Raw genomic sequence first — 23,601 nt, 5'->3', positions numbered from 1 at the left:
GCAGAATCCATGTCCGAGAATTCCCCGGAGATCGAAGACGATACCGGTCACTATGAGTCCGGCTTGCCTGGCTTTCTGGGCACGATTGACGTCTGGATTTCAAAAATCGAAGCCCTCATGCTCGCCGCTGGCGTGATTCTGATGGCGGTAAACACCTGCGCCAATGTTATTGCCCGTTTCGTGTTCAGTGAGGGCCTGTTTTTCTCCGGTGAAATCAACCGGATTCTGATCATTCTGATTACCTTTGCCGGCATTGGCTACGCCGCCCGGCACGGCCGCCATATCCGCATGTCCGCCATGTACGATGCCTTCCCGACCAAGGGCCGTAAGGTACTGATGATCATCATCGCCCTGTTTACCTCCGTGGTCATGTTTTTCCTGTGCTATTACTCCTTTGAGTACATCCAGACCCTGTACAGCCGAGGTCGGATTTTGCCAGCGCTTGGTTTTGAGATTTGGTGGATTTACATCTGGGCCCCTGTCGGTTTCGCCATTACCGGCATCCAGTACCTGCTGACCGCCATCAAGAACTTCACCACCAAAGACGTGTACCTGTCGACGGGTGTGGTGGATGGCTACGCCGATACCGAAACCGAAGTCTGAAGCAGCGTGAACCCATAGGTTAAGGAAAGACACACCATGGCAACTATTATGATGATCGTCATGATCGGGCTGCTGCTTCTGGGCTTCCCGATGATGATTCCGCTAACCACTGCTGCCGTCATCGGCTTCGTTATGATGTTCGATGGCTTCGGGCAGATGGGCACATTCATCCAGCAGATGATGGGTGGCATCCGGCCAGCGTCGTTGATTGCGGTACCCATGTTCATTCTGGCGGCCGATATCATGACCCGGGGCCAGTCTGCGGACCGCCTGATCAATATGGTCATGGCCTTTATCGGCCACATCAAAGGTGGCCTCGCCATCAGTACCGCCACCTCATGCACCCTGTTCGGGGCGGTGTCTGGCTCAACCCAGGTCGCAGTGGGCTCACCGCTGCGCCCGAAAATGCTCAAGGCTGGCTACTCCGATCCCTTCACGCTGGCTCTGATTATCAACGCCAGTGATATCGCCTTCCTGATCCCTCCCAGCATCGGCATGATCATCTACGGGGTCATCTCGGAAACCTCCATTGCCGAACTGTTCATTGCGGGCATCGGCCCGGGCATCCTGATTTTGTTCATGTTCTCGATCTACTGCCTGATCTACGCCTACAAGAACGATGTTCCGACTGAAGCCAAGGCCAGCTGGAAAGAACGGGCGATGTCAGTCAGGGATGCCTCCTGGCCCCTGATGTTCCCGGTGATCATTGTCGGTGGTATCTACGGTGGTATTTTCAGCCCCACCGAGGCAGCTGCAGTCTGCGTGCTCTACGCCTTCTTGCTGGAATTTGTGGTCTTCCGGTCGCTGAAACTGAACGACATTTACAAGATTGCCAAATCCACCGGGCTGATCACGGCTGTGGTGTTCATTCTGGTGGCCGTGGGTAATGGCTTCTCCTGGATCATTTCCTTTGCCCAGATTCCCCAGGCCATCCTGGAAGCGGTGGGCGTCAACGAGGCCGGACCTGTGGGCGTGCTGATTGCCATCTGTGTGGCCTTCTTCATCGCCTGTATGTTCGTCGATCCCATCGTGGTTATCCTGGTGCTGACACCGATCTTTGCGCCCGCCATTCAGGCCACCGGGCTGGATCCGGTGCTTGTCGGTGTGCTGATTACCCTGCAGGTGGCCATCGGTTCTGCCACGCCACCCTTTGGCTGCGACATTTTCACCGCCATTGCCATCTTCAAACGGCCCTACATGGAAGTTATCCGGGGTACGCCTCCGTTCATATTCATGCTGGTGGCGGCTGCCGGCCTGATCATCGCCTTCCCGGATATTGCCCTGTTCCTGCGTGACATCGCGTTCAGGGACTAGATCCACAGCCACTGATCAAAGGAGAACAACATGTTTAAACGGATTCTGGCCGCTGTGGATGGTTCCAAAACCTCACTCAAGGCACTGGATAAAGCCATTGAACTGCAGAAACTGATCCCGGACGCCGAGATCTACATCCTCTGTGTGTACAAGCATCACAGCCTGTTTGAGGCGTCGTTGTCTATCGGAAGGCCCGACGACATGGACATCCCGGACAAGGTGCTGTCTGAGTATGCCAAAGGCGTAGTGAACCACGCCAAGGAGCTGGCCAAGGAGCATGGCGCCACCAAGGTACGCGGTTTCGTCAAAGCCGGCCGGCCCTCGAAGGTGATTGTGAAATTTGCCCAGGACAAGGAGGCCGACCTGATTGTAGTGGGCACCAAGGGCACCAACAGCGACAAGGATGGCACCTTTCTGGGCAGCGTCTCGCACCGGGTTGCCTCCCAGGCCAAGTGCCCGGTGCTGGTGGTCTGAACCGGCGAAACCCTCCCCGCAGTACCGCCGGACAGCATATTCCTTGCTGTCCGGCAATCACGGATTTCCGCAGTCTGCTTGATTTTTCACCGTGCTAGACTGCCTCGCCTCGGATTACTTCTCATTCACAAATCACAAGGCGTCTAGCCATGACTGCAATTGTTGATTTTCTCAACTCGATCCTCTGGGGCTATGTCCTCGTCTATGGCCTGCTTGCCGTCGGTGTATTCTTTACCATCCGTCTGGGCTTCCTTCAGTTCGTCAATTTCGGCGAAATGGTCCGCGCCATCCGTGGCTCCCGGGAAAGCGATGTACACGGGATTTCTCCGTTCCAGGCCCTGTGCACCAGCCTGGCTTCCCGGGTGGGTACCGGTAACCTTGCCGGGGTTGCGGTTGCCCTGTACCTGGGCGGCGCCGGTGCCATTTTCTGGATGTGGATGGTAGCCCTCGTCGGTATGGCCACCGGTTACGCTGAAAGCACTCTGGCCCAGCTGTACAAGGTTCGCGACGGCAAGGGCCAGTACCGGGGAGGCCCGGCGGTGTACATTGCCAAAGGCCTGAAAGCGCCCTGGGCCGCGGCCATTTTCGCGGTCTGCCTGATTATCTCCTTCGGCCTGGTTTTCAACGCCGTACAGGCCAACTCCATTGCCGATGCCATGCAGGGCGCCTTTGGTGCGCCCAAGCTGGGTGTCGGCGTGGTCATCGCGGCTTTTGCCGGCATTGTCATCTTTGGCGGTCTGCGCAAGATCGTTCGCTTCGCTGAGTTTGTCGTGCCGTTCATGGCCGGCGCCTACGTACTCCTGGCGCTGGGCGTGATGGCCCTGAACATTACCGAAGTCCCGGGCATTCTGGCGCTGATCGTAAAAAGTGCTTTTGGCCTGGAAGAGGCCGCCGGCGGCGCGGCAGGCTCCGTTACCGCTGCCATGCTGAATGGCATCAAACGCGGCCTGTTCTCCAACGAAGCCGGTATGGGCTCGGCACCCAACATTGCCGCGACCGCAACCCCGGCTCCGCACCATCCCTCTTCACAGGGTCTGGTTCAGGCATTCGGTGTCTTTATCGATACCATCATTGTCTGTACGGCGACCGCCGTGATGATCCTGTTGGCAGGCGTTCTGGAGCCGGGTTCCGGTGTGACCGGCACCCAGTTGACCCAACAGGCCATGGAAGTACACCTGGGTGAGTTCGGGGGCTACTTTATCGCCATCGCGATTCTGTTCTTCGCCTTCACCTCCATTGTCGCCAACTACACCTACGCCGAGAACGCTTTGATCTACCTGCGCGGTGGCAACACTCTGGGCTTGACCCTGTTGCGGCTCGCTGCGCTGGGCATGGTGATCTGGGGTGGCTACGAAGCGGTGGTCACGGTATTCAATGCGGCGGACGCATCCATGGGGCTGATGGCCACCATCAACCTGATTGCTATCGTTCTGTTGTCCGGCACGGTTGTGAAACTGACCAAAGACTACCTGGCTCAGCGCAAGGAAGGCCTGGTGCCGCACTTCAAGTCCAAGGACTATCCTGAGCTGCACGAAAAGATCGACAGCAATATCTGGCATTGATGTCAGAGCGTGGCCGCAACTACTCGGTTGCGGCCCGCTTCCTTGGCCTGATAGAGCGCCTTGTCGGCGGCCCGGAACAGCTCGTCATACTCCGCGCAGTTTTCCGGCCAGCAGGCAATACCGGCTGAAATGGTCAGGCTGCCCAGGTTTTCATTCCGATGCTCCACCTGCTCGGCTGCAATGGCCGCCCGCAACTGCTCGGCCCGCTGACGGGCTTCCTCAAGGGATGCCCCCGGCATCAGCACCGCAAACTCCTCACCGCCGTAACGACATACGGTATCACTGCCGCGAAAGTAGGTACCGAGCACGTCACCGACCATTCTTAGCGCCTGATCGCCGGCCTCGTGGCCGTGGCAGTCATTGAACTGTTTGAAGTGGTCGATATCGAAGATCAGCAGGCAAAGCGGCCTGTCGGATCTGGCCGACACTTCCCGCTCATGGCGAAAGAGTTCATCAAAGTAGCGACGATTTTTCAGGCCGGTCAGACTGTCCTCATAGGAGAATCGTTGCAATTCAGCCCGCAAGGCCAGACCAGACAAGGTAATGCCAATTTTCTCAACCGACTGGTATACCCAGGCAATCACCCGTGCGATGCCATAGTCTTTCACCACTGGCGGCAGATCCGGGCGCTCCAGCATCAACACCCCTTCAGGCCGATTGCCGGAGCGGGCAGACTCTACCCGCAGGAAGAAACACATTTGAGCCGGTAAATCGTAGCTACGCACCGGCAGTACGGTTTCAGTCAGGGCAGAAAGATTCGACCCCAGTGACGCCGGGAACACGTCCTCCGGGGCGCTGCCCCAGTGAACCACGCGGTCGTAATGCCCATCGACGCCTCTTCGATAAAAGCAACCGGTCATGGGCAGGTAGAGTTCCGGCATGGCTCTTAACAGGGGCTCGAAGGCTTCCTCAATGCCGGCGCAATCCTGCAGGGCAGCAATGACATCCGCCAGCTTCTGGCTTTTCTTGCTTTCCAGTGCCAGCAACCGGGCCCGGGCAACTTCCCTTTCTGCCAGTGACTCAGCGCGGGCGGTGCGCTCCTGAACCTTCTGTTCCAGCCGGATGTTCAGTTGCTGGAGCTCTTTCTGGGTCTTGCCGTAGTGCCAGACCGAAATGCTGACCACCGCCAGCGAGAAACCCAGCGCGCCCCAGCTCACCGGCACCCGGCCCCAGGGCAGGAACCCGTGAGCAACGGCCATATCGACGATCAGCAGCACGGCCAGCACACCACAGGCCACCACCAGCACCTGCTGCTCCCGGAACAGCACGCAGAAGCGAGGCAATACAGCCCCAGCCATCAACACCAGGGAGACCAGAAGCAACACATCAAACACCGGGAAGGTCGACGAAAGGTCGACCGCGCCGACCAACGCCAGGGCCAGGGCGCTCACCGCCAATCCAAGATGAATCCACACCAGCCAGCTGATCAGCGCCGGGCGCGCAGCGCCCAGCCATTGCCGCAACAACAAGGCCAACGCCATAGGAATCAGGTAGTAAGAGCCGGCCGCGAGGTAGTCCCACAACAAAGGTTTGTAAGCAATCAACAAGCTCGCCTGGCTCTCAGCCAACAGCATCACCGAGGTCAGGAATGAAAACAGAGCAATGCTGGCGAAACTGCGCTGGCCCCTTTGGATTACGGCGAACACCAGAGCCAGAAAAGCTATCAGAGCCGACAATGCCGAGACTACCAGTTCCTCAGCAGCTCCCCCGAGGAGGTATACCGTCAGATCGGCATGATCGGTAATCCCGACCTCCCCCCATAACCCTATGTCGGTGTAATTCGAGAATATCCGGAAATAGAGCGTCTCTCCCTGATAATCCTCGGGTAGCCGTATTTCATGCCAGGGCCATCCCTCAAAACGGCCCCTTCCCTCTTGGTCAAAGGTGCCATATTGATAGAGCAATTCACCCCGAAACCAGGCCTGCACAATGATGTCGACGCTATAAACATAAAGGACAGGCTGGTACCAGCTACCTTCCGGCAATTGCACCCTGAACCAGGCATGCTCACGACCATCGCGGCCAGGAGGGTTCGATGGAAAACCAATGTCGTGCCAGTGTTGTGGAGAGTCTTCAAGGATCCACAATGGCGTGCCATCAGGCAAAAACGGGGAATCTCCCCAGCGATACTGCCACCCTTCATCCACCGGCTGGATAGCGGCAAATCCAGGCTGGGACAGACAGACCCCGAGGGCGATGATCACCAGCAGAAATCTGATGCGACAAGTGGACGCGTGCAAAGCAGAACCCGCTTTCAGGAGTGATCGTTCCAGTATAAACCGTAAACGCCAGATACAGAACTTTCTCAACTTTTTTGTCGGAGGGTAAACAGCGCAAGCAACGCAGACACCAGCATCAGAAACAGCGCCACCGCGTTCAACACCGGCGTTGAGCCTTCCCGCAGACGATTGAACAGGGCCACGGTGAGCGGGGTATCACTACCGGTGAGCATGACCGTGGTATTGAAGTTCTCGAAGGACATCAAAAACGCCATTGCCGCGGCCCCGAGGATGGAGGGAAGCAGCCACGGCAGGGTAACCGTGAACCACGCCACAAGCGGCGTGGCACCCAGATTGAGGGCAGCCTCTTCCAGCTGTCGGTCGAATTTGCGCAGCCTGGCCGCAATCACCAGAGTAGCCAGGGTGGTAATGAAGGTGACCTGCCCCATCACCACCAATGTCAGCCCCGGCCGGAACAAGTCCAGCTCGATACCCCACAAGCGGGAGACATCGTTGGCCATGCCACTGTAGAACACCAGAATGGATACCCCGAGAATCACGCCCGGAATCACCAGCGGCAGCAGCATCAACAGGTACAGCAGCTCCTTGCCGCGAAACTCCACCCGCTCGAACAATACTGCATTCACGCAGCCAAGCCCCACACTGACCAGCGTCACCCAGAACGCAATTTTGGTACTGACCCAGAGCGCACTGAGCAATCCGTCGTCGTGAAACAGCCCGGTACGCCCGTCGGTGCCGTCGGCCAGATACCAGTCCAGGGTAAAACCCTGCCACGGTAATGACGGGAACGGCGAGTCGTTGAATGCGAACACGGCCGTCACCAGCAAAGGCAACGCAAGATACAGGAAAAAGGCCAACAGATAGCTCAGGTAAAGGGCATCAAACAACCGGGACCGAGGTACAGAACGGATCATGACATCACCCCATAACCTTGCGCAGGGATTGCCCGGTCAGCTTCAGGCCCAGCCAGACCAGCAGCGACGACAATACCAGTAGCAAGACCCCCAAAGCCGCCCCCTGCTCCCAGTTAAACCGGGTGATGAACTGGGTGAAAATCTGCTGAGTAAACCAGGCACTGTCTTTGCCCCCCATCAGAATCGGCGTGAGGTAACTGCCCAGGGTGAGCATGAACACCACAATACAGCCGGAGACAATGCCCGGCATGGCCCAGGGAATCACTACCTCCCGCAGCACGGTACCGTGGCCGCCACCCAGATCGTAGCCGGCCTCGACCAGGTTCTCGTCCATGCCGTCGAGCGTGGTCACCAGCGGCACCACCATAAACAGCAGGCCGTTGTAGACCAGGCCGATGATCACCGCGACATCGTTGTAGAGCATCTCCACCGGGCCATCCACCCAGCCCAGCGCCTGCAGCCAGGAACTGAACAGGCCGCTCTCCCGCAACAGGATCATCCAGCCGTAGGTACGCACCAACTCGCTGGCCCAGAACGGGATCAGGCAAGCCAGGAACAGAATACCCTTGCTCCTCCCACGGGCCAGGCGGGCAATGTACCAGGCAATGGGAAAGGCAATCAGCAGGGTGAGGAAGGTGGTGAACAGGGACATGAGCCCGGTACGCACGAAGGTACGCCAGTAGTAGGATTCACTGAAGAAATTCTGGTACTGCTCCAGCCCCCAGGCCAGGGTATCCCAGCTTTCCCGTACCTGGAACGACACCCGCAACATCTGTAGATGGGGCACCAGCACCAATAGCACTATCCAGAGCAGGAAAGGCGCCAATAACAGCCACAGCGAGAAACGGCTAACCGAGCTATTCACTGGTGCGCAGCTCCAAATACCCGGGCCAGGTCCGGATCCCACGACAGCTCAAGGTGGCCGTCCTGCGTCAGCGCCGGCGCCGAGCCGTCCTGGGGGAGTCGTGCAAATAGTGCCTGGCCATTGCTTTCGACTTCAACCCGGCTGTTGGCGCCATCAAACAGCGTGGTCCGGACTCGGGTCTGCAGTGAGGAGGAACCCGCGACCGCAGCCGTTTGCGAAAACGACAATGATTCCGGCCGAATGTACAATTCTGCCTGGGCACCAGGTGCCAGGCCCGCCGATGCAGCCCGACCGCGTACCACCGCACCATCGCTCATACGAACAGCCGCCACATCATCGGCCACGGACACCACCGTCCCCGCCAGGCGATTGTTGTCGCCGACAAACCCCGCGACAAACGGCGTTGCCGGATGCCGGTAAAGCTCCTCCGGCGGCGCCACCTGCTCGAAGCGGCCATTTTTCATCACCGCCACCTGATCCGACATCACCATGGCTTCGGACTGGTCATGGGTGATGTACACAAAGGTGGTGCCAAATTGCTTTTGCAGGTGTTTGAGCTCGACCTTCATCTGCTCCCGAAGTTTCAGATCCAGGGCACCGAGAGGCTCATCCAGCAACAACAAGGTGGGTTCGAGCACCAGGCAGCGGGCCAGGGCCACGCGCTGGCGCTGGCCACCCGACAATTCCTGGGGATTGCGATTCTCCAGTTCCGGCAGCCCCACCTGTTCCAGCACCCGTGCAATCCGCTTGCGGCGCTCGGCCGCGGGCACCTTCTTGCGTTTCAGGCCATAGCCAATGTTGTCACCGACGGACATGGTGGGGAACAGCGCCAGGTGCTGGAACACCATGTTCACCGGGCGCTTGTTAGGCGGCACCTCATTCATGCGCTGGCCGCGAATGAAGATATCTCCTTCATCCGGCTTGTCGAAGCCTGCCAGCAGCCGCAGCAGGGTGGTCTTGCCACACCCCGACGGCCCCAGAATGGAAAAAAAGGTGCCCGCAGGAACATCCAGCGACACATGGTCCACCGCCGCGTTATTACCAAAGCGGCGGACCAGTCCGCTGCAGGACAGGTCAGACTCTGTTGCCATAAGGATCAGTTCGCCGCCTGGACGCGATCCAGCACCTGCCCTTCCATGGCTTCCAGCCCCGGTGGTACCGGCGGATACCATTTGATGTTGTTGATGGCTTCTTCATCGAAGCTCAGGCGATAGGCGTCCCGCAGCTCAGCGTTCACAAACTCATCGGCCCCTTTGGAGGCCGTGAAGTTGCCGGAGGCATTGGTGATTTTGGCCGCAATTTCCGGCTGCATCACAAAGTTGATCCACTTGTAGGCGGCCTCTTCGTTCTCGCTGCGGCGCGGGATAGCAAAGGTATCAATCCAGCCCAGGGCTCCGGATTCCGGCGCCACAAAGCGGATGTCCGAGTTCTCCGCATTCAGCTTCCAGCCGCCGGCATCCCAGGCCATGGCAGCGGTCACTTCTCCGGTACGAAGCAGCGACAGCAGTTGGTCGCCACCGGTCCAGTAGGTTTTCACGTTGTCTTTGCAGTCGATCAGTTTGTCTTCCACTTTCGCCAGGATGGACTGGTACTCGTCCCGGTCTTCATAGGCCGCAAATGGATCCATGCCCATGGCGAAGGCAAAGCCGATCAGCGTCGGCCGCTTCAGGCGGTAACTCACTTTGCCAGCCACTGCCGGGTCACACAGGTCGGTGTAATCGGTAACGGTGTCCGCGACGGAACTGTGCACAATCAGGCCACTGGTCCCCCAGACCGAGGGCACACCGTAAGATTGACCATCCAGAGCCGTCGACTCCTGAGTCGCCTTCACCATCGACGCCTGCAACTGGCCGGTATTGATGCGGCTATAATCAATGGGCTTGTAGATGTTGAACTGGCGCTGTACGCCCACGATACGATCCTGGCTCGGCTGGGCCAGATCAAAACCGGCGCCGCCGGTGGCCCGAAGCTTGGAGATCATGTCCTCGTTGTTGGACAAGGTGATCTTTACATCAATTCCGGTTTCTTCCTCGAACTGGGCGACCACCTCATCCGGGGCGTAGCCTCCCCAGGTAATCAGGCGAAGTTCTTCCGCCAGCAGGTTGCCGGAAGCTGTGGTTGCGGCCAGCAGGGTGGCCAGTGCTGATATCCGTGTCTTGCGCAGTGCCATGGTCGTTCATTCCCCTGAAACGGTGTTATGCGAACTCGCTAAGGTTTTGTTATCAGGAAGTTATAGACCATGTATTTCAGTTTTGTGAAACCTGGACAATAAAAAACGGAGGCCGAAGCCTCCGTTTTCCAGGTTCATGATGCTCTTCCGGTTACTGACCGGACTTCAACATTTCCCAGTATTTGGCATACACCTGCAGCGCCTCGTCGCCAATGTCGGTCTGGAACTCGGCATTGATCATGTCGGTGGCGTTGGGGTAGCTGGCCCGGTCGTTCGCAACGGCGTCATCCAGCAGATCCCGGGCCGCCAGGTTGGGCGTGGCGTAGCCGATCTCTTCGCTGATCAGGGCCGAGATTTCCGGCTGCAGCACAAAGCTGATGAACTGGTGAGCGGCTTCCGGGTTCTTGGCGTTCTTGGGAATCACGAAGCTGTCCAGCCAGGCGATGATGCCTTCTTCCGGATACACGTATTCCAGGGAATCCAGGGTATCGCGGCCCATGACGGCTTCGCCGTTCCAGATCATACCCACGTCGGTTTCACCTTCCAGGTACGGCATGCGAGGGGCATCCGAGTTAAAGGTACGCACCGACGGCATCAGCTCAGTCAGCTTCTCGTAGGCTTCCGCGATTTCCTGAGGGTCAGTACTGTTACCGGAGTAACCCAGTACCCGCAGGCCCACGTGGAACACTTCACGCATGTCGTTGGTCAGCATGACCCGGCCTTCGAAACGCTCATCCCACAGATCGGCCCAGGCGGTAACCTCGCCTTCCACATCCGCGGTATCCACGGCCAGGCCGGTGGTGCCCCACAGGTAGGGCACGCTGTACTGGTTTTCCGGATCGATATCCAGGTTCACCAGTTCCGGATCCAGGTTATCGAAACCTTCAATCTTGCTGCGATCGATGGGCATCAGCAGGTCTTCCTGCCGCATCTTGCTCACGTAGTAGGTGGAGGGCACGGCCAGGTCGTAGGCGGCGCTCTCATCCAGCAGTTTCAGCCGGGCATACATAGCTTCGTTGCTGTCGTAGGTGGTGTAGACCACCTGGATACCAGTTTCCTCAGTAAAGCGATCCAGAACTTCCTGGGGCATGTACTCAGACCAGTTGTACAGGTTCAGAACCTTGGGCTCCTCAGAACCACTGCAGCCAGTCAGGCCCACCGCCAGCAGGCCGGCCAGTGCCAGTTTCTTCATCGTTTGCTCCTTAACAGTATCCATTGAGACAAGATCAACATGACCAGTGAGAATACCAGTAGCAGGGTGCCAAGGGCATTCACTTCGGGCTTCAGGCCCACCCGCACCATGGAATAGATGCGCAACGGCAGAATTTCATAACTCGGGCCACTGACAAACGTACTGACCACCACGTCGTCCAGTGACAGTGTAAACCCCAGCAGCCAGCCCGCCAGCAGGGCCGGCATGATCACCGGAATCAGGACCGTGCGGGTCATGGTGAAATCGTTGGCGCCCAGATCCCGGGCCGCCTCCGGCAGGCGTTCGTCAAACCCGCTGAGCCGAGCCATCACGGTGATGACCACAAACGGCAGGCAGAAGGTAACGTGAGCCAGCAACAGGGATACATACCCCAGCTGCAGCCCCACCAGCAGAAACAGCGCCAGCAGCGAAATCGCCAGGACAATTTCCGGCGACATCATCACTACAAACAGCATGCCATTGAGAACTTTCTTGCCCCGGAACCGGTATCGGTGCAGTGCCAGTGCGGTGAGCGCGCCGATCAACGTCGACACAGTGGCCGCGGAGAGCGCCAGCCAAAGGGAATTCCACATGGCCTGCACCATGGCCCGGTTGTTCAACAGGGCTTCGTACCAGCGCAGGCTCAGGCCACCCCATTCGTAACCGGTGCGGGAATCGTTGAAGGAGAATACCACCAGTACCACGATAGGCACGTAAAGCAGCAGATACACCAGCGTCAGGTAGGTGCGGGGCAGCCAGCGATTCATACACCGTCCTCCCCGATCCGCCGTTTACTCAGGCGGTGGGCGAACATCAGGAACGCCATGGCCAGGGTCAGCAGGATGCTGGCAGCGGCACCAAAGGGCCAGTTGCGGGCATCCAGAAACTGGTTCTTGATGACGTTACCCACCAGCAGGTTGCGGGAACCGCCCAGAATATCAGGCACAAAGAACAACCCCATGGCCGGCAACAGCACCAGCATGATGCCCGCCAGCACCCCCGGCAGGGTCAGCGGCACGATCACATGGATAAACGTGGACAGGCGCCCCGCGCCCAGATCGTGCGACGCCCTCAGGTAGTCCTCCCGCAGGTCTTCAAACACCGAGTAGAGCGGCAGGATCATGAACGGCAACAACAGATACACCAGCCCGATAATCACGGCTCCTTCGGTATACAGCAGCTGCATGGGCTCCTCGATCACCCCGAGCGACATCAGCGCGTTGTTGAGCAGGCCATTGGTGGCCAGGATCAACTTCAGGGCGTAGGTTCGCACCAGGGAATTGGTCCAGAACGGCACGATAAGCAGGAAGATCAGCAGCACCTGATTGCGTTTGCCGACCTTGGACAACGCCCACGCAAACGGGTAGCCGATCAGCAGACACACCAGCGTCGTCATGGCCGCCATATACAGGGAGTGCAGGAACACTTCCAGGTACAGCGGATTGAGCAGTTGCCGGTAGGCATCCAGGGTCAGCGGCAGCGAAATGAAGGAGCCCGGGTCCCGGGTCATTACACTGGCACCGACCACCAGCAGGTTGGGGGTCAGCACCAGAAACAGCAACCAGCCCCAAACCAGCACCAGCACCGCCGTACGGAACGGCTGCTGTGTCAGGCTACGCATCGGTGCCTTCTTCCTCTGGCAGAGCTTCCGGCTCTGTGGGTAACAGCCATTCCCAGCCATCAACCCAGCTCACTTTGACCGGCTCGCCAAGGCGATAGTCGAAGGTAGGGTCGTCTTCGTCGAAGAATTCCGACGCCAGCACCTCGGTGCCATCCTCAAGATGAATCACCGAATCCAGGGTACTGCCCTTGTAGTTACGCTCTACAATCTTGCCAGCCACACCATCCTCATCGTCCGGCGCCAGTACCCGGATATCCTCGGGGCGCAACAGCACATGCAGAGACTGGCCACCGGAGACCGGGAAATCCGGCTTGCGGAAGGTACGTTTCAGGCCGAACACATCCACGGTGATCGTGTCGTCGCCGTTGGCTTTGTCCACCCGGCCCGGGAAGAAGTTGGTTTCACCGACAAAGCGGGCGGTAAACAGGTTAGCCGGTCGCTCGTAGACTTCCCGCGGCGTCCCCAGTTGCTGGATCAGGCCATCTTTCAGCACCACCACCCGGTCAGACATGGACAGGGCTTCTTCCTGATCGTGGGTGACAAACACAAAGGTGATGCCCAGCTCCCGCTGCAGGCGTTTGAGCTCCACCTGCATGGTGCGGCGCAATTTGTAGTCCAGCGCCGACAACGGCTCATCCAGCAGCAGTACCTTCGGGCGCTTGACCACCGCACGGGCAATGGCCACCCGCTGTTGCTGGCCACCGGACAACTGATGCGGCTTGCGCCGGGCGAAGTCCTCAAGCTGGACCATGGCCAGGGCATCCTCGACCCGATCCCGGATTTCCTGCTTTGGCCGTTTCTCCATTTTCAGGCCATAGGCCACGTTGTCGAAGACCGACATGTGAGGAAACAGCGCGTAGTTCTGGAAGACCGTGTTCAGCGGCCGGTGTTCCGGCGGGGTGTGAGTCAAGTCCTGATCGCCCAGCGCGATGGTGCCGTCATCCGGATGCTCGAAACCCGCCATCATCCGCAACAAGGTGGTCTTGCCGCAACCGGAAGGTCCCAGGAGGGTAATGAACTCGCCGTCAAAAATGTCCAGATTCAGTGAATCCAGCACTTTTTTGCCGTCGAACTGTTTGGTGAGATTGCTCAGAGATAGCAGTGTCTGTTTCATCGGCCCTGCCCAAAGTTTGAGCGGCGTATTTTTCCAGAAACAGACGCAAACAAAAAGGGGCGTCGGGATATTCCCTGACCACGCCCCTCCTGTTTTCCAGCCTTATCAGGCCCGATTGTCACGCAGCGTTTTTACTGCTCCGCGACACTGTTCAGATACGCCTTGTCCGAAATATTGGTCCAGGGGCGCACCTGCTTAAGGTATTCACGCTGTGAGGTGATGATTTCGTTCGCCAGTTCGTCTTTCTCGGCAAATTCATCCAACAGGCGATTGGTGGTTTCTCGCAGGGCAGTAATAACTTCCGGTGGAAACACCTTGTGGGTCACATCCGGGTATTCCTGCTTCATCTTCTCCCACGCCACACCGCTTTCGTGGGTGCTCTGGATATACATGTCATACGCTGCGGTACGCATGGAGACCCGCAGGATGGCCTGCAGATCAGCCGGCAGCTTGTCCCAGGTTTTCTTGTTGATCAGGAACTGCACTTCGGCATTGGGCTCCTGCCAGCCGGAGTAGTAATACTTGGCAATCTGATGAAAGCCCATCTGCAGATCCAGCGCCGGGCCAACCCATTCAACGGCATCGATGGTGTTGCGCTCAAGCGCGGTATACAGCTCGCCCGGCGGCAGGTTGGTGACCGCCACGCCCACTTCCGACATAACCTCGCCGGCAAAGCCGGGGGTGCGCATTTTCAGGCCTTTCAGGTCCTCCAGAGACTTGATCTCTTTCCGGAACCAGCCACCCATCTGATTGGCCGTGTTGCCACCCGGGAAGGACAGCAGCCCGAAGGGTTCATATACCTTCTGCATCAACTCCATGCCGTCGTCGTGGTAGAACCAGGCATACATCTCCGGTGCAATCATGCCGAAGGGTATGGTGGTGAAGTACATGGCGTTGGGAATGGTGCCCTTGTAGTAATAAGAGGCGGTGTGGCCCATGTCGTACTGGCCGTTACGGACCAGATCGAAAATACCGAAAGGGGCCTTGTGCTTGTTGGAGGAATCAATCCGGATCTTCAGGCGGCCGCCCGACATTTCCTCGGCCATGGCCGCCATGTTGCGGGGCGCATCCCCCAGCAGGCCAGAATTGGGACCCCAGGTTTCCGCGAGACGCAGGGTATAGGTTTCTTCAGAGACCGCGAAAGGACTGGCCAGCAGGCCAAGAGTGCTGACCGCCGCCAGCAGGGTTTTACGCAGGGACATAGTGTTGGCTTCCATTGTTATCGATTTTTGATTCAAACATGCCGGAATGAACCATCATAACGACGAAAGCCGACCGCGCCAATGTGGCGGGCCGGCTTTCTTATGAGGGTAATCAGACCTTGAACTGGCCAACCAGCTCGCGCAGATTCTCCCCCAGCCGGGCCAGTTCGTGGCTGGCCTCATTGGTCTGGGTCACGCCGGTGTCACTGCGCTGGGCCGCGTCGACAATCCGCACCACGTTCTGATTGATCTCTTCTGCCACCTGGCTCTGCTGTTCAGCGGCCGTCGCAATCTGAGTCACCTGATCGTGGATCTGGGTCACTGACGTCACGATGGTGTTCAGTGCACTGGTGGCGTGATTGATGCGCTCAACGGTCGCTTCTGAACTCTTGCGGGAGTTGTTCATGCGCTCCACCGAAGCTTTGGACTCCGCCACAAAGCCATCAATCATTTCCCGGATCTGATCAGCCGATTCCGCTGACCGCTTGGCCAGCTGGCGCACTTCGTCGGCAACCACCGAGAAGCCGCGACCGTGCTCGCCGGCCCGGGCTGCCTCAATGGCAGCGTTCAGGGCCAGCAGGTTGGTCTGCTCGGTAACCGCGTGAATCACATCCAGCACCTGCTGAATATCGTTCGACTTCTCGGCCAGGGCATTGATGCTGCGGGCGGTATCTTCCATTTCCTGGGACAGCTGATTGACCGCGCCCTGGGCACTGTTGATGGTCTCGCCACCCTCTTTGGCCATGCGGTCCGCATCGGAAGCTGCGCCTTCCACCTCATTGGCGTTGCCGGAAATCTGCTGAATCGTTGCCGCCATTTCGTTGATGGCCGAAGCAATCTGGTCGGTTTCTGAACCCTGTTCCTGAACCGATTGACGGGTTTCATTCGCCACCCTGCTGAGTTCTTCAGCTGCCGACGCCACCTGGTCGGTGGTTGAGCCGACCTCACGGATGGTGTCCTGAATCTTGATGACGAAGTGGTTGAAGCGGCGGCCCAGAACGGCCAGCTCATCTTTACCATCTTCCGGCAGGCGCTGGCGCAGGTCGCCCTCACCGTCGGCAATCTCCCGCATCATGTCGCTGACCTTGTTCAGCGGCGCAGTCACGGTGCGGCCAATGACCAACCCGATTACCAACGAAATCACCACCACCACAATGGTCAGCAGTAAAATGAAGCCCATAGCAGACGTCATGGTTGCATCGATTTCTTGCCGGGCAGCGGCCACAGCTCTCTGAACATCGGTTACATACACGCCGGAACCTATCATCCAGTCCCAGCCCGGAATGATGGTGGAGTAGGAGACTTTCGGTTCCACCTGGCCGGTAGCAGGGTTCGCCCACTCATAAGGCATGAAGCCATCGTCACCTGCCGCGTCAAACAACCCGCGAACCAGCTTTTGGGTGTTCGGATTGGTAGTCGGCCCTTCCTTGGAGGGATCCGGTGCATAGGCGAGATTGAACAGGCTGCGATCATAGGCGAAGACATAGTTGTTCTGACCGAACTTGATTGACCGCAACCGCTCTCGCGCCTCTTCCTGCGCCTCCTGCTCCGTAAAACCTGGAGTGGACTTGGCCTCAAGCACCACGGATTTCGCGGTTTCAACCAGATTTTTCAAACCTTCCTTGCGCGCTTCCAACAGTTCCTGCTCGAGGCGTTCCAACTCTGCCTCTCCATTGGCCCGGATCTGGTTCGCCGTAATCCATGCAATTGTTCCAGCCGTAATCAGTACAGGCACCAACACTCCAATCAGAAGCCGTGTTCTGATGGTCAGGTTGCTCATGAAGGTCATGGTCTTCGCTCCGGGGTCATCTCTTGTAATCCTTTGATTATGCACAAACGCAGCCCGCACTCCGTTGCAGTTTGTTAAAAGCTGTATACCAAACGCAGGTCCGGAACAGGTTTTTGTGTAAACAAGCCCGTCATATCAGGGTCATACGTCTAAATACTTATCGGCCGTCATGTAAACGACTTGAGGCTGTGTCAGACTAAGGTCTGAATATTCAGCTCATGAGCAAGCATGCATGAAACGGCTTTTTCTTATCCGCCACGCCAAATCGAGCTGGAACGACGACAACCTCTGCGATCAGGAACGCCCGCTGAATGACAGAGGCCAAAGCCAGCTTGCGCCGCTCGCGCGGGCACTGAGATGCCTGGGCGCGCTGTCTGGCGCCGTTTATGCAAGTCCCGCTGTGCGAGCCCAGCAAACGCTGGCAGGCGCACTCAGCGTCGACGCCCAGCCGGCCCAAGTCGTCACCGAAAACGAGCTTTACACCTTCGACTTCCGGCGTCTATTACGCTGGCTGCAGAATCTGGATAACAACCAGAACCGCATTACCCTTATTGGCCACAACCCGGCATTACTCGAACTGGCCGCCTTTCTGGCGCCTCAGGCTCCGTTCGAATTGCCAACCGCCAGTATCCTTGAGATCCGGCTGCCGGTAAGGCACTGGAAGAAAGTGGACAAAAACAAGGGTGCACTGGAAACCTTCCTGACGCCTCGTGATTTCAGTTACAACGAATTCCGGCGCAAGAACCGAAAAGCCAGTCCCGGCGCCACTGAACTGGACCAGAACACACTCCCGGAGGTTTTGCAGCAGCTGACCAATCAGTTGGAACTGCTGACCCCGGGGGTCATTCTGGGGCTGGATGACGAATTTCTGCACCAGTACCGCATTGCCCTTCGCCGCAGCCGGGCCATTGCCGAACCCCTGGCCGAGATTACCGGCGATCGCCAACTACAGGAGCATATCCGAGAACTGAAGCGACATGCCCGGGCCACCAGCGCCCTGCGGGATCTGCACGTATTTCTTCAGGATATCCCCGAGCTGTGCCACGACAACCCACAACTCTGCACCACGCTGACCGACTGGGCGCGGCTCAGGGCATCTAAAGCACAGCGCAAACTGGCCAAACGCCTTGGCCAGAAACGCTACCAGCAAAGCCTGTCGCGCTGGCAAGACTACATTGAGTCCAAATCTTTTCATAAGCTGGCTGCAAACCTGCGGAAAAAAGACATCCAGGCCGCGACAAACCGGCGCCTGAAGCAGTTCAACCGAAAAACCGCAGAACTGCTGCACACCGCTCCGGATGAAGCCCTGCACCAGCTGCGCAAGAACCTCAAGCGTATCCGCTATCTTCTGGAACTGGATGCCCGGTACAGCAAGCCATTCCGGAAAGAGCTACGCCAGCGACAGGATCTGTACGGCCGTTTCCAGGATCTGCATGTCCAGATCGAGCTGACCCGGCGATTCCTCGCCGACCATCCGGAGTGCGACGGGGTGTCACTGACTGGCAAACTTGAGCAAGAGAAAGCCAATACCCGCAGGCAAATACTGGCTATGGGAGGGCTGAACGTCTGAGGCCTCAAGAAGAAGGTTCGGGCCGAGCTTGGCCACCCGGACCTGTTCCGGATTCAGACCCAGATCTTCCAGCGTTTCATGGATGTCTTCGAGCGCATCCTCTTTGGGCGCCGCCAGCAACAGCTCCCGAACTGATTCCAGAACCATCTTCACAGGCACCGTCATGAAGTAGACCGAAATCACCAGCATCATTACCGGGTCGGCATACACGGCCAGCTCCGCCCAATGACTGCGTTCCAGCAGCCAGGCCGCGCCAAAACCAATCATTACGGCAGCGCTTAGGGCACTGTCCATCAGCCACTGGCGCTGTTCCGCCTGCACCAGCCCCGAACCATTGCGCAGAGTTGACCACCGTAGATACGCCCAGACCGCCAGGCACCCCACCACGTTCACCGCACCAAAGATCATTGCCATGTCCGCCGCCACGGCACGACCACCCTGAAGCAGCGACACCACCGCCGATACCAGCGACAAGATACACACCACCGCAATCACCAGACCTTTCACGGCGATCACCAAAGGCTCCACGGCCCCCATCCCGAATGGGTAATCGTCATTGGCCGGCCGGCGCACCAGACGGGCGGCATAGAGTGACAGGAGCGACAACCCGAGGCTGATCAGGGAATAGGCACCATCGAAGAGAATAACCAGGGAATCGACCCAAAGACCCCAGGTAATACCGGCGAGCGCAAACAGGCCCGCGCCCACTGCTGATAATGTCAGCGCCAGGTTTTCCCGCGCCAGAGAAGTAAACATTTTGACCTCCTGAGAATTGCTGCCATATTAGCGGCATCATTCAACAGGTGTGAGTCGCTGAGCGACGGAAAATCCGTCGCAAAGAGCAAACCATGAAAACGTCACAGATCAAGACCTTCCTCTCGGTTGTGCGCAACGGCAGCGTGGCCGCGGCAGCCCGGGAGCTGAACCGCAGCCGCACCACCGTCAGTACCGTGCTGGCGTCCCTGGAGGATGAACTGGGGGTGGAGCTGTTTGAACGCAGCGGCAATCAACTGCACCTGACGGCCATCGGCCAGTCCATCCTGACCGACTGCCGGCGATTCGACCAGGTTGCCAGCCAGATCAGGGCTCGCTGCCAGCACCACCTGAGTGGTGCCGAATCGGTCCTGCGCATTGCCCGGGACGATGCCATTCCGGAAGATATCTGGCGGGACATTCTGCGCCGGCTGAAACAACGCTTCCCCCAGACCAGCCTGTCGGTTTACCTTGCCTCGCCCCGGGAACTGGCGCCGCTGGTTCGCAACCAGTCCGTGGATGTGGCCTATGGCCTGATGCCGGAATTGCTGAACGAAGGTTATCAATGGTTTCGGGAACTGGCTGATGTGCGCATGCTCACCGTGGCGGCGCCGGATCACCCCCTGAGTCAGCTGAAACGGGTCACTCAGGACGACCTGGTCAGCCACACGGAAATCACCCTGGCCTACATGCTCGACGCCCAACTGGTGGCCGAATCCCCGGAAACCGCCAACTACCTCGCCTTTACCCAATACGAACTGATGCGGGATGCGGTGATTGATGGCGCTGGCTGGGCGGATTTACCCTTACCCCTGATTGCTGAGGCATTGCGCAAGGAACAGCTGAAAACCATCCACCACCGCAGCGCCCGCTGGTGGAAAGTGTTCAGTGCGCTGGAGTCAGAGCAGGCGCAAGGAGGCGCCGTGGTGGGCTGGCTCGCCAACGAACTGGAAGCCTATCTGGAAACCCTGGCCTGATCGGGAGACTGAGGTCCTTCCGGACTCTCCGGACGGACATCCGCAGGCGCATCGTCATCACATTTCCGGCAATCCAGCTTAACCCCCAACATGGATTGCCGGCCTTCCACCGTGACAACCCAGGGCCGGTTTACCCAGGGCGGATCATGGCGCACGTGCTGGTTATGGCCACACGCCAGCTGCGCTACCCAATGGCTTTCCCCGTCTTTGTGATAGCCGCTGATGGGTTGTTTCATGCCGAAGCCTCTCTGTTCGATCGGCCCACCCAGGCCGACCACGAGTATATTGACAACGCCACCCAGATCATCACAAAGCTCACCAGTTTGGCCGTGCTGAGCGGCTCATGGAAGATATACAGCGCGATCAGGAACTGGATTGTGGGGTTGATGTACATAAGAAAGCCCACGGTTGACAGCTTCAAACGGCGCGCAGCCCCGGCAAAGGCCAGCAGCGGGATGGCGGTCACGGCGCCACTGGAGGCCAGTAGCAATGCACTGTAGGTGCTGTCCGAAAAGTGTGACAGCCCCTGCGACGACAGCCAGGCCAGGGTCAGCAGGCCCAACGGCAGCAATAACAGCGTTTCAACAAACAGACCGGAAAGACCATCAAGTTCCACTTTCTTGCGCATCAGGCCATAGGTGCCGAAGCTGAACGCCAGCACCAGAGTAATCCACGGCAGCTCGCCCAGCAGCAACAGCTGATAGAGAATCGCAACCGCCGCCAGACCCACCGCCGCAGCCTGCAGCCGGGAAATACGCTCACCCAGGATCAGCAGCCCCATGGCCACATTTACCAACGGCGTCAGGAAATAGCCCAGACTGGCCTGTAACACATGGCGGGTTTCCACGGCATAAATATAGATACCCCAGTTCAAGGCAATAAACACGGCACAACCCAGCACATACCCCAGCCGGCGCGGCTGTCGCAGTGCCGCCACCACCGGCGGCCAGCGCTTGAGTATCGAGATGACCACGGCCAGCAACAGGCAGGACCAGATCACCCGATGAATCAGCACCTCCCAGGAAGGGATCCCCTTGAACAGGGCAAAATACAGGGGAAAGCTTCCCCACAGGGTGTAGGCACCTAACCCGTAGACCACGCCTTTGGTGGTGTCATTCAGCGGTTTCATAGCTTCCTCATTGTCAGGCCCGTCAATCTAGCACAAACCCGCTAGCCAAAGGCTCATGCCTTAGTCACAGACAACCTATAGGTGACTCGCCCGTGGTAAATGCCTTAACCTGAAAAGACACACCCACGCTCAAAGGGAACTGCCATGAAGACTGCCCACGACCTTGTTGCCGAAGCCAAAAAAGAGATTCAGGAGGTGCCGCTGGCCAACGCCGAGGCGGCCATTAAAAATGCCGATTTGCTGCTGGATGTGCGGGACGCCGATGAATACCGCTCCAGCCATATTCCGGGCGCCGTGAATATTTCCCGGGGCATGCTCGAATTCAAGTTCACCAACGACCCCGCGCTGGAGAACCGGCAGATGAAAATTGTGCTCTACTGCAAAACATCAGGCCGTGCAGCACTCAGCGCCAAAGCGCTGAAAGAGATGGGCTATATGAACGTGCAATCCATTGAAGGCGGCTTTGACGCCTGGCTGGAAGCGGGTAAAGAGGTCGCTCAGCCGGATCTGCCGAAGTTCGAATAGAACGTTTAGAGGCAACAGGCCTTGAACTTGCGGCCACTGCCACAGGGGCAGCGGTCGTTTCGGCCGAGCTTCAGCACTCCCTCGCTGGTTTTGCCCTCACGATAGAACCAGCAGCCATTCTCTTTGCTGAAGTCTGACTGCTCCTCCAGATAGCCCCAATCAGAACCGGCACGATAGACCGCCCGGAAGTGAACCCGGCCCGTGTCGACACCGGCACTGGAGGAGAGTACCTGCAGCGAAACCCATTCCGGTGAGCCGGAAAGGTCCAGTTCCGCCGGCCGGGTCTCCGGATGCCAGGTCTCGAGCAGATAATCGGCATCCTTCACCACAAAGGCACTGAACCGGGAACGCATCAACGCCTCCGGTGTGGTGGCAGGCGCGCCTGCATGGCAGGGCTGACAACACAGCAGGTAGGCTTTCCCGCTACCGCAGGGGCAGTTTTCCCCGGACACCTTCATCCCTTTCCAAACCCTCATGAAGCCAGAATTTCGTTGGCCCGGCTGTCCGGCCAACGTAGGTAATGTCCGCAAACCTTACACGCTTTTGCAGACAGCGTCGTATGACAAAAGCCATACTGGAAATTAAACTGAATAAAAAGCAGACAGCGCACACCCCATGAAATCCGGCATTCCATCACTGAATCTGCCCGTTCACCGGGATCAGACACCGCCAGCCACCGAGGAAACACCCCCGGACGGTCTTCAGGCCGTACTCGATAATCTGGATGCCCTGGTGTACGTCTCCGATTTTACAACACACGATCTGCTGTACATGAACGCTTACGGCCGGCAGATCTGGGGTGACATTGGCAACCGAAAATGCTGGCAGGTGCTTCAGGACGGTGACGGCCCATGCAGCTTCTGCACCAATCACCTGCTGATCAATGATCAGGGCGAGCCCAACAAACCCCATGTCTGGGAGTTCCAGAATCAACTGGACCAACGATGGTACCAGTGCCGTGACCAGGCGATCCGCTGGACCGATGGCCGCCTGGTGAGGTTGGAGATTGCCACTGATATTACCGAACGTAAACAGATGGAGCTGGAGCTGCGGGCAGCCCACGAAAAAGCCAGGGCGGCAGCGCTGGAGGATGAACTTACCGGGCTGCATAACCGACGCGCGTTCTTCGAGTTCGGAGAGCAACTGCTGAACCAGTCTGCCAGGCATCAGACACCACTGACTCTGGTCATGATGGATCTGGATCACTTCAAGATCATCAACGATACCTACGGTCACCAGGCGGGCGATGAAGTGTTAAAGCAGGTCAGCGGGCTACTGAAAGCCCGGATTCGGGATTGCGATATTGTGGCCAGAATGGGCGGAGAGGAATTCGCCATTCTGCTACCGGACACCGACATGACGATGGCACACGTGTTGGCGAGCCGCTTGCTGGCCTTGCTTTGTAATCTGGTGGTGTCTTACGAGAAAAGCAGAATCTCGCCGTCGGCAAGTATCGGAATCAGTAGCCTGGGAAACGGCGACCGCAGACTGGAAGATCTGATGTGTCGCGCAGACGAGGCCATGTACCAGTCCAAGGCCAAAGGAAGAAGCAGAGTGACACTGGCCACCTGAACCCAGGAAGGCCTC

General features: G+C 58.2%; 23 protein-coding genes. 8 read left to right on the top strand and 15 right to left on the bottom strand.

Features of this window, described 5'->3' with window-relative positions; genetic code table 11:
- Positions 1–9: 9 nt before the first annotated feature.
- From JIF53_RS17485 to JIF53_RS17470, 4 genes are all read left to right on the top strand, one after another.
- Entirely contained in the window at positions 10–603 is a 594-nt protein-coding gene (locus JIF53_RS17485) for a TRAP transporter small permease (protein ID WP_199453660.1), read from the top strand.
- Positions 604–639: 36 nt separating this feature from the next.
- Positions 640–1,917, top strand: coding sequence for a TRAP transporter large permease (locus JIF53_RS17480; RefSeq protein WP_199453658.1), 1,278 nt, complete (start codon positions 640–642; stop codon positions 1,915–1,917).
- Between the two features lie 30 nt (positions 1,918–1,947).
- Positions 1,948–2,391 (top strand): universal stress protein, encoded by a 444-nt coding sequence (locus JIF53_RS17475; protein WP_011783904.1) that lies wholly within the window; start codon positions 1,948–1,950, stop codon positions 2,389–2,391.
- A 149-nt stretch (positions 2,392–2,540) separates the two neighbouring features.
- Positions 2,541–3,953, top strand: a complete 1,413-nt coding sequence (locus tag JIF53_RS17470) for an alanine/glycine:cation symporter family protein (protein WP_153739835.1) — start codon at positions 2,541–2,543, stop codon at positions 3,951–3,953.
- A gap of 2 nt (positions 3,954–3,955) precedes the next feature.
- On the opposite strand, the gene JIF53_RS17465 is transcribed toward JIF53_RS17470, so the two are convergent.
- From JIF53_RS17465 to JIF53_RS17415, 11 genes are all read right to left on the bottom strand, one after another.
- Positions 3,956–6,193, bottom strand: coding sequence for a sensor domain-containing diguanylate cyclase (locus JIF53_RS17465; protein WP_228285612.1), 2,238 nt, complete (start codon positions 6,191–6,193; stop codon positions 3,956–3,958).
- A 65-nt stretch (positions 6,194–6,258) separates the two neighbouring features.
- Positions 6,259–7,107, bottom strand: a complete 849-nt coding sequence (locus JIF53_RS17460; protein WP_011783901.1) for an ABC transporter permease — start codon at positions 7,105–7,107, stop codon at positions 6,259–6,261.
- Positions 7,108–7,111: 4 nt separating this feature from the next.
- The gene (locus JIF53_RS17455) at positions 7,112–7,972 is read right to left on the bottom strand and encodes an ABC transporter permease (RefSeq protein ID WP_011783900.1); all 861 of its coding nucleotides are present in this window, start codon (positions 7,970–7,972) and stop codon (positions 7,112–7,114) included.
- Positions 7,969–9,063, bottom strand: coding sequence for an ABC transporter ATP-binding protein (locus JIF53_RS17450; protein WP_199453656.1), 1,095 nt, complete (start codon positions 9,061–9,063; stop codon positions 7,969–7,971). Before JIF53_RS17450 ends, JIF53_RS17455 begins: the two co-directional genes overlap by 4 nt.
- A 5-nt stretch (positions 9,064–9,068) precedes the next feature.
- Positions 9,069–10,142 carry an extracellular solute-binding protein gene (locus JIF53_RS17445; protein ID WP_199453654.1) on the bottom strand — a complete coding sequence of 358 codons (1,074 nt, stop codon included), beginning with the start codon at positions 10,140–10,142 and terminating at the stop codon, positions 9,069–9,071.
- Positions 10,143–10,293: 151 nt separating this feature from the next.
- Positions 10,294–11,334, bottom strand: coding sequence for an extracellular solute-binding protein (locus JIF53_RS17440; protein ID WP_199453640.1), 1,041 nt, complete (start codon positions 11,332–11,334; stop codon positions 10,294–10,296).
- Positions 11,331–12,101, bottom strand: a complete 771-nt coding sequence (gene potC, locus JIF53_RS17435; RefSeq protein ID WP_011783896.1) for a spermidine/putrescine ABC transporter permease PotC — start codon at positions 12,099–12,101, stop codon at positions 11,331–11,333. Before potC ends, JIF53_RS17440 begins: the two co-directional genes overlap by 4 nt.
- Positions 12,098–12,955 carry a spermidine/putrescine ABC transporter permease PotB gene (gene potB / locus JIF53_RS17430; protein WP_113879541.1) on the bottom strand — a complete coding sequence of 286 codons (858 nt, stop codon included), beginning with the start codon at positions 12,953–12,955 and terminating at the stop codon, positions 12,098–12,100. The genes potC and potB overlap by 4 nt, the downstream gene beginning before the upstream one ends.
- Positions 12,948–14,069 (bottom strand): spermidine/putrescine ABC transporter ATP-binding protein PotA, encoded by a 1,122-nt coding sequence (potA, locus tag JIF53_RS17425; RefSeq protein WP_153739829.1) that lies wholly within the window; start codon positions 14,067–14,069, stop codon positions 12,948–12,950. Before potA ends, potB begins: the two co-directional genes overlap by 8 nt.
- A gap of 131 nt (positions 14,070–14,200) precedes the next feature.
- Positions 14,201–15,271 carry a TRAP transporter substrate-binding protein gene (locus JIF53_RS17420; protein WP_197535988.1) on the bottom strand — a complete coding sequence of 357 codons (1,071 nt, stop codon included), beginning with the start codon at positions 15,269–15,271 and terminating at the stop codon, positions 14,201–14,203.
- A 112-nt stretch (positions 15,272–15,383) separates the two neighbouring features.
- Positions 15,384–17,060, bottom strand: coding sequence for a methyl-accepting chemotaxis protein (locus JIF53_RS17415; RefSeq protein ID WP_199453638.1), 1,677 nt, complete (start codon positions 17,058–17,060; stop codon positions 15,384–15,386).
- A 232-nt stretch (positions 17,061–17,292) separates the two neighbouring features.
- On the opposite strand from JIF53_RS17415, the gene JIF53_RS17410 reads away from it, so the two are divergent.
- Positions 17,293–18,630: a CHAD domain-containing protein gene (locus JIF53_RS17410; protein WP_023008750.1), complete on the top strand. Its 1,338-nt coding sequence runs from the start codon at positions 17,293–17,295 to the stop codon at positions 18,628–18,630.
- On the opposite strand, the gene JIF53_RS17405 is transcribed toward JIF53_RS17410, so the two are convergent.
- Complete coding sequence (locus JIF53_RS17405; RefSeq protein ID WP_228285611.1) at positions 18,553–19,386, bottom strand: cation diffusion facilitator family transporter; 834 nt, start codon at positions 19,384–19,386, stop codon at positions 18,553–18,555. The genes JIF53_RS17410 and JIF53_RS17405 overlap by 78 nt on opposite strands.
- A gap of 92 nt (positions 19,387–19,478) precedes the next feature.
- Between JIF53_RS17405 and JIF53_RS17400 the strand changes: the two genes are divergently transcribed.
- Entirely contained in the window at positions 19,479–20,360 is an 882-nt protein-coding gene (locus tag JIF53_RS17400; RefSeq protein ID WP_022993354.1) for a LysR family transcriptional regulator, read from the top strand.
- Here the strand turns inward: JIF53_RS17400 and JIF53_RS17395 are convergent.
- Positions 20,339–20,596, bottom strand: a complete 258-nt coding sequence (locus tag JIF53_RS17395) for a DUF3565 domain-containing protein (protein WP_121208183.1) — start codon at positions 20,594–20,596, stop codon at positions 20,339–20,341. The two genes, JIF53_RS17400 and JIF53_RS17395, sit on opposite strands and share 22 nt — an antisense overlap.
- On the bottom strand, positions 20,593–21,489 hold the full coding sequence (gene rarD / locus JIF53_RS17390; RefSeq protein WP_199453636.1) for an EamA family transporter RarD: 897 nt from the start codon (positions 21,487–21,489) through the stop codon (positions 20,593–20,595). Before rarD ends, JIF53_RS17395 begins: the two co-directional genes overlap by 4 nt.
- Positions 21,490–21,633: 144 nt before the next feature.
- Here rarD and JIF53_RS17385 point away from each other — a divergent pair, with 144 nt between their 5' ends.
- Positions 21,634–22,014, top strand: a complete 381-nt coding sequence (locus tag JIF53_RS17385) for a rhodanese-like domain-containing protein (RefSeq protein WP_014420261.1) — start codon at positions 21,634–21,636, stop codon at positions 22,012–22,014.
- A gap of 5 nt (positions 22,015–22,019) precedes the next feature.
- On the opposite strand, the gene JIF53_RS17380 is transcribed toward JIF53_RS17385, so the two are convergent.
- Positions 22,020–22,490: a YchJ family protein gene (locus tag JIF53_RS17380; RefSeq protein ID WP_228285610.1), complete on the bottom strand. Its 471-nt coding sequence runs from the start codon at positions 22,488–22,490 to the stop codon at positions 22,020–22,022.
- A gap of 139 nt (positions 22,491–22,629) precedes the next feature.
- Here JIF53_RS17380 and JIF53_RS17375 point away from each other — a divergent pair, with 139 nt between their 5' ends.
- Entirely contained in the window at positions 22,630–23,586 is a 957-nt protein-coding gene (locus JIF53_RS17375) for a GGDEF domain-containing protein (RefSeq protein ID WP_199453634.1), read from the top strand.
- Positions 23,587–23,601: the final 15 nt, after the last annotated feature.

It is taken from the genome of Marinobacter sp. bablab_jr008 (assembly GCF_016464145.1).
GTDB classification, from domain to species: Bacteria; Pseudomonadota; Gammaproteobacteria; order Pseudomonadales; family Oleiphilaceae; genus Marinobacter; species Marinobacter nauticus.
Note: the sequence above shows the minus strand (reverse complement) of the source record. Positions and strands in the feature narration are given on the sequence as shown.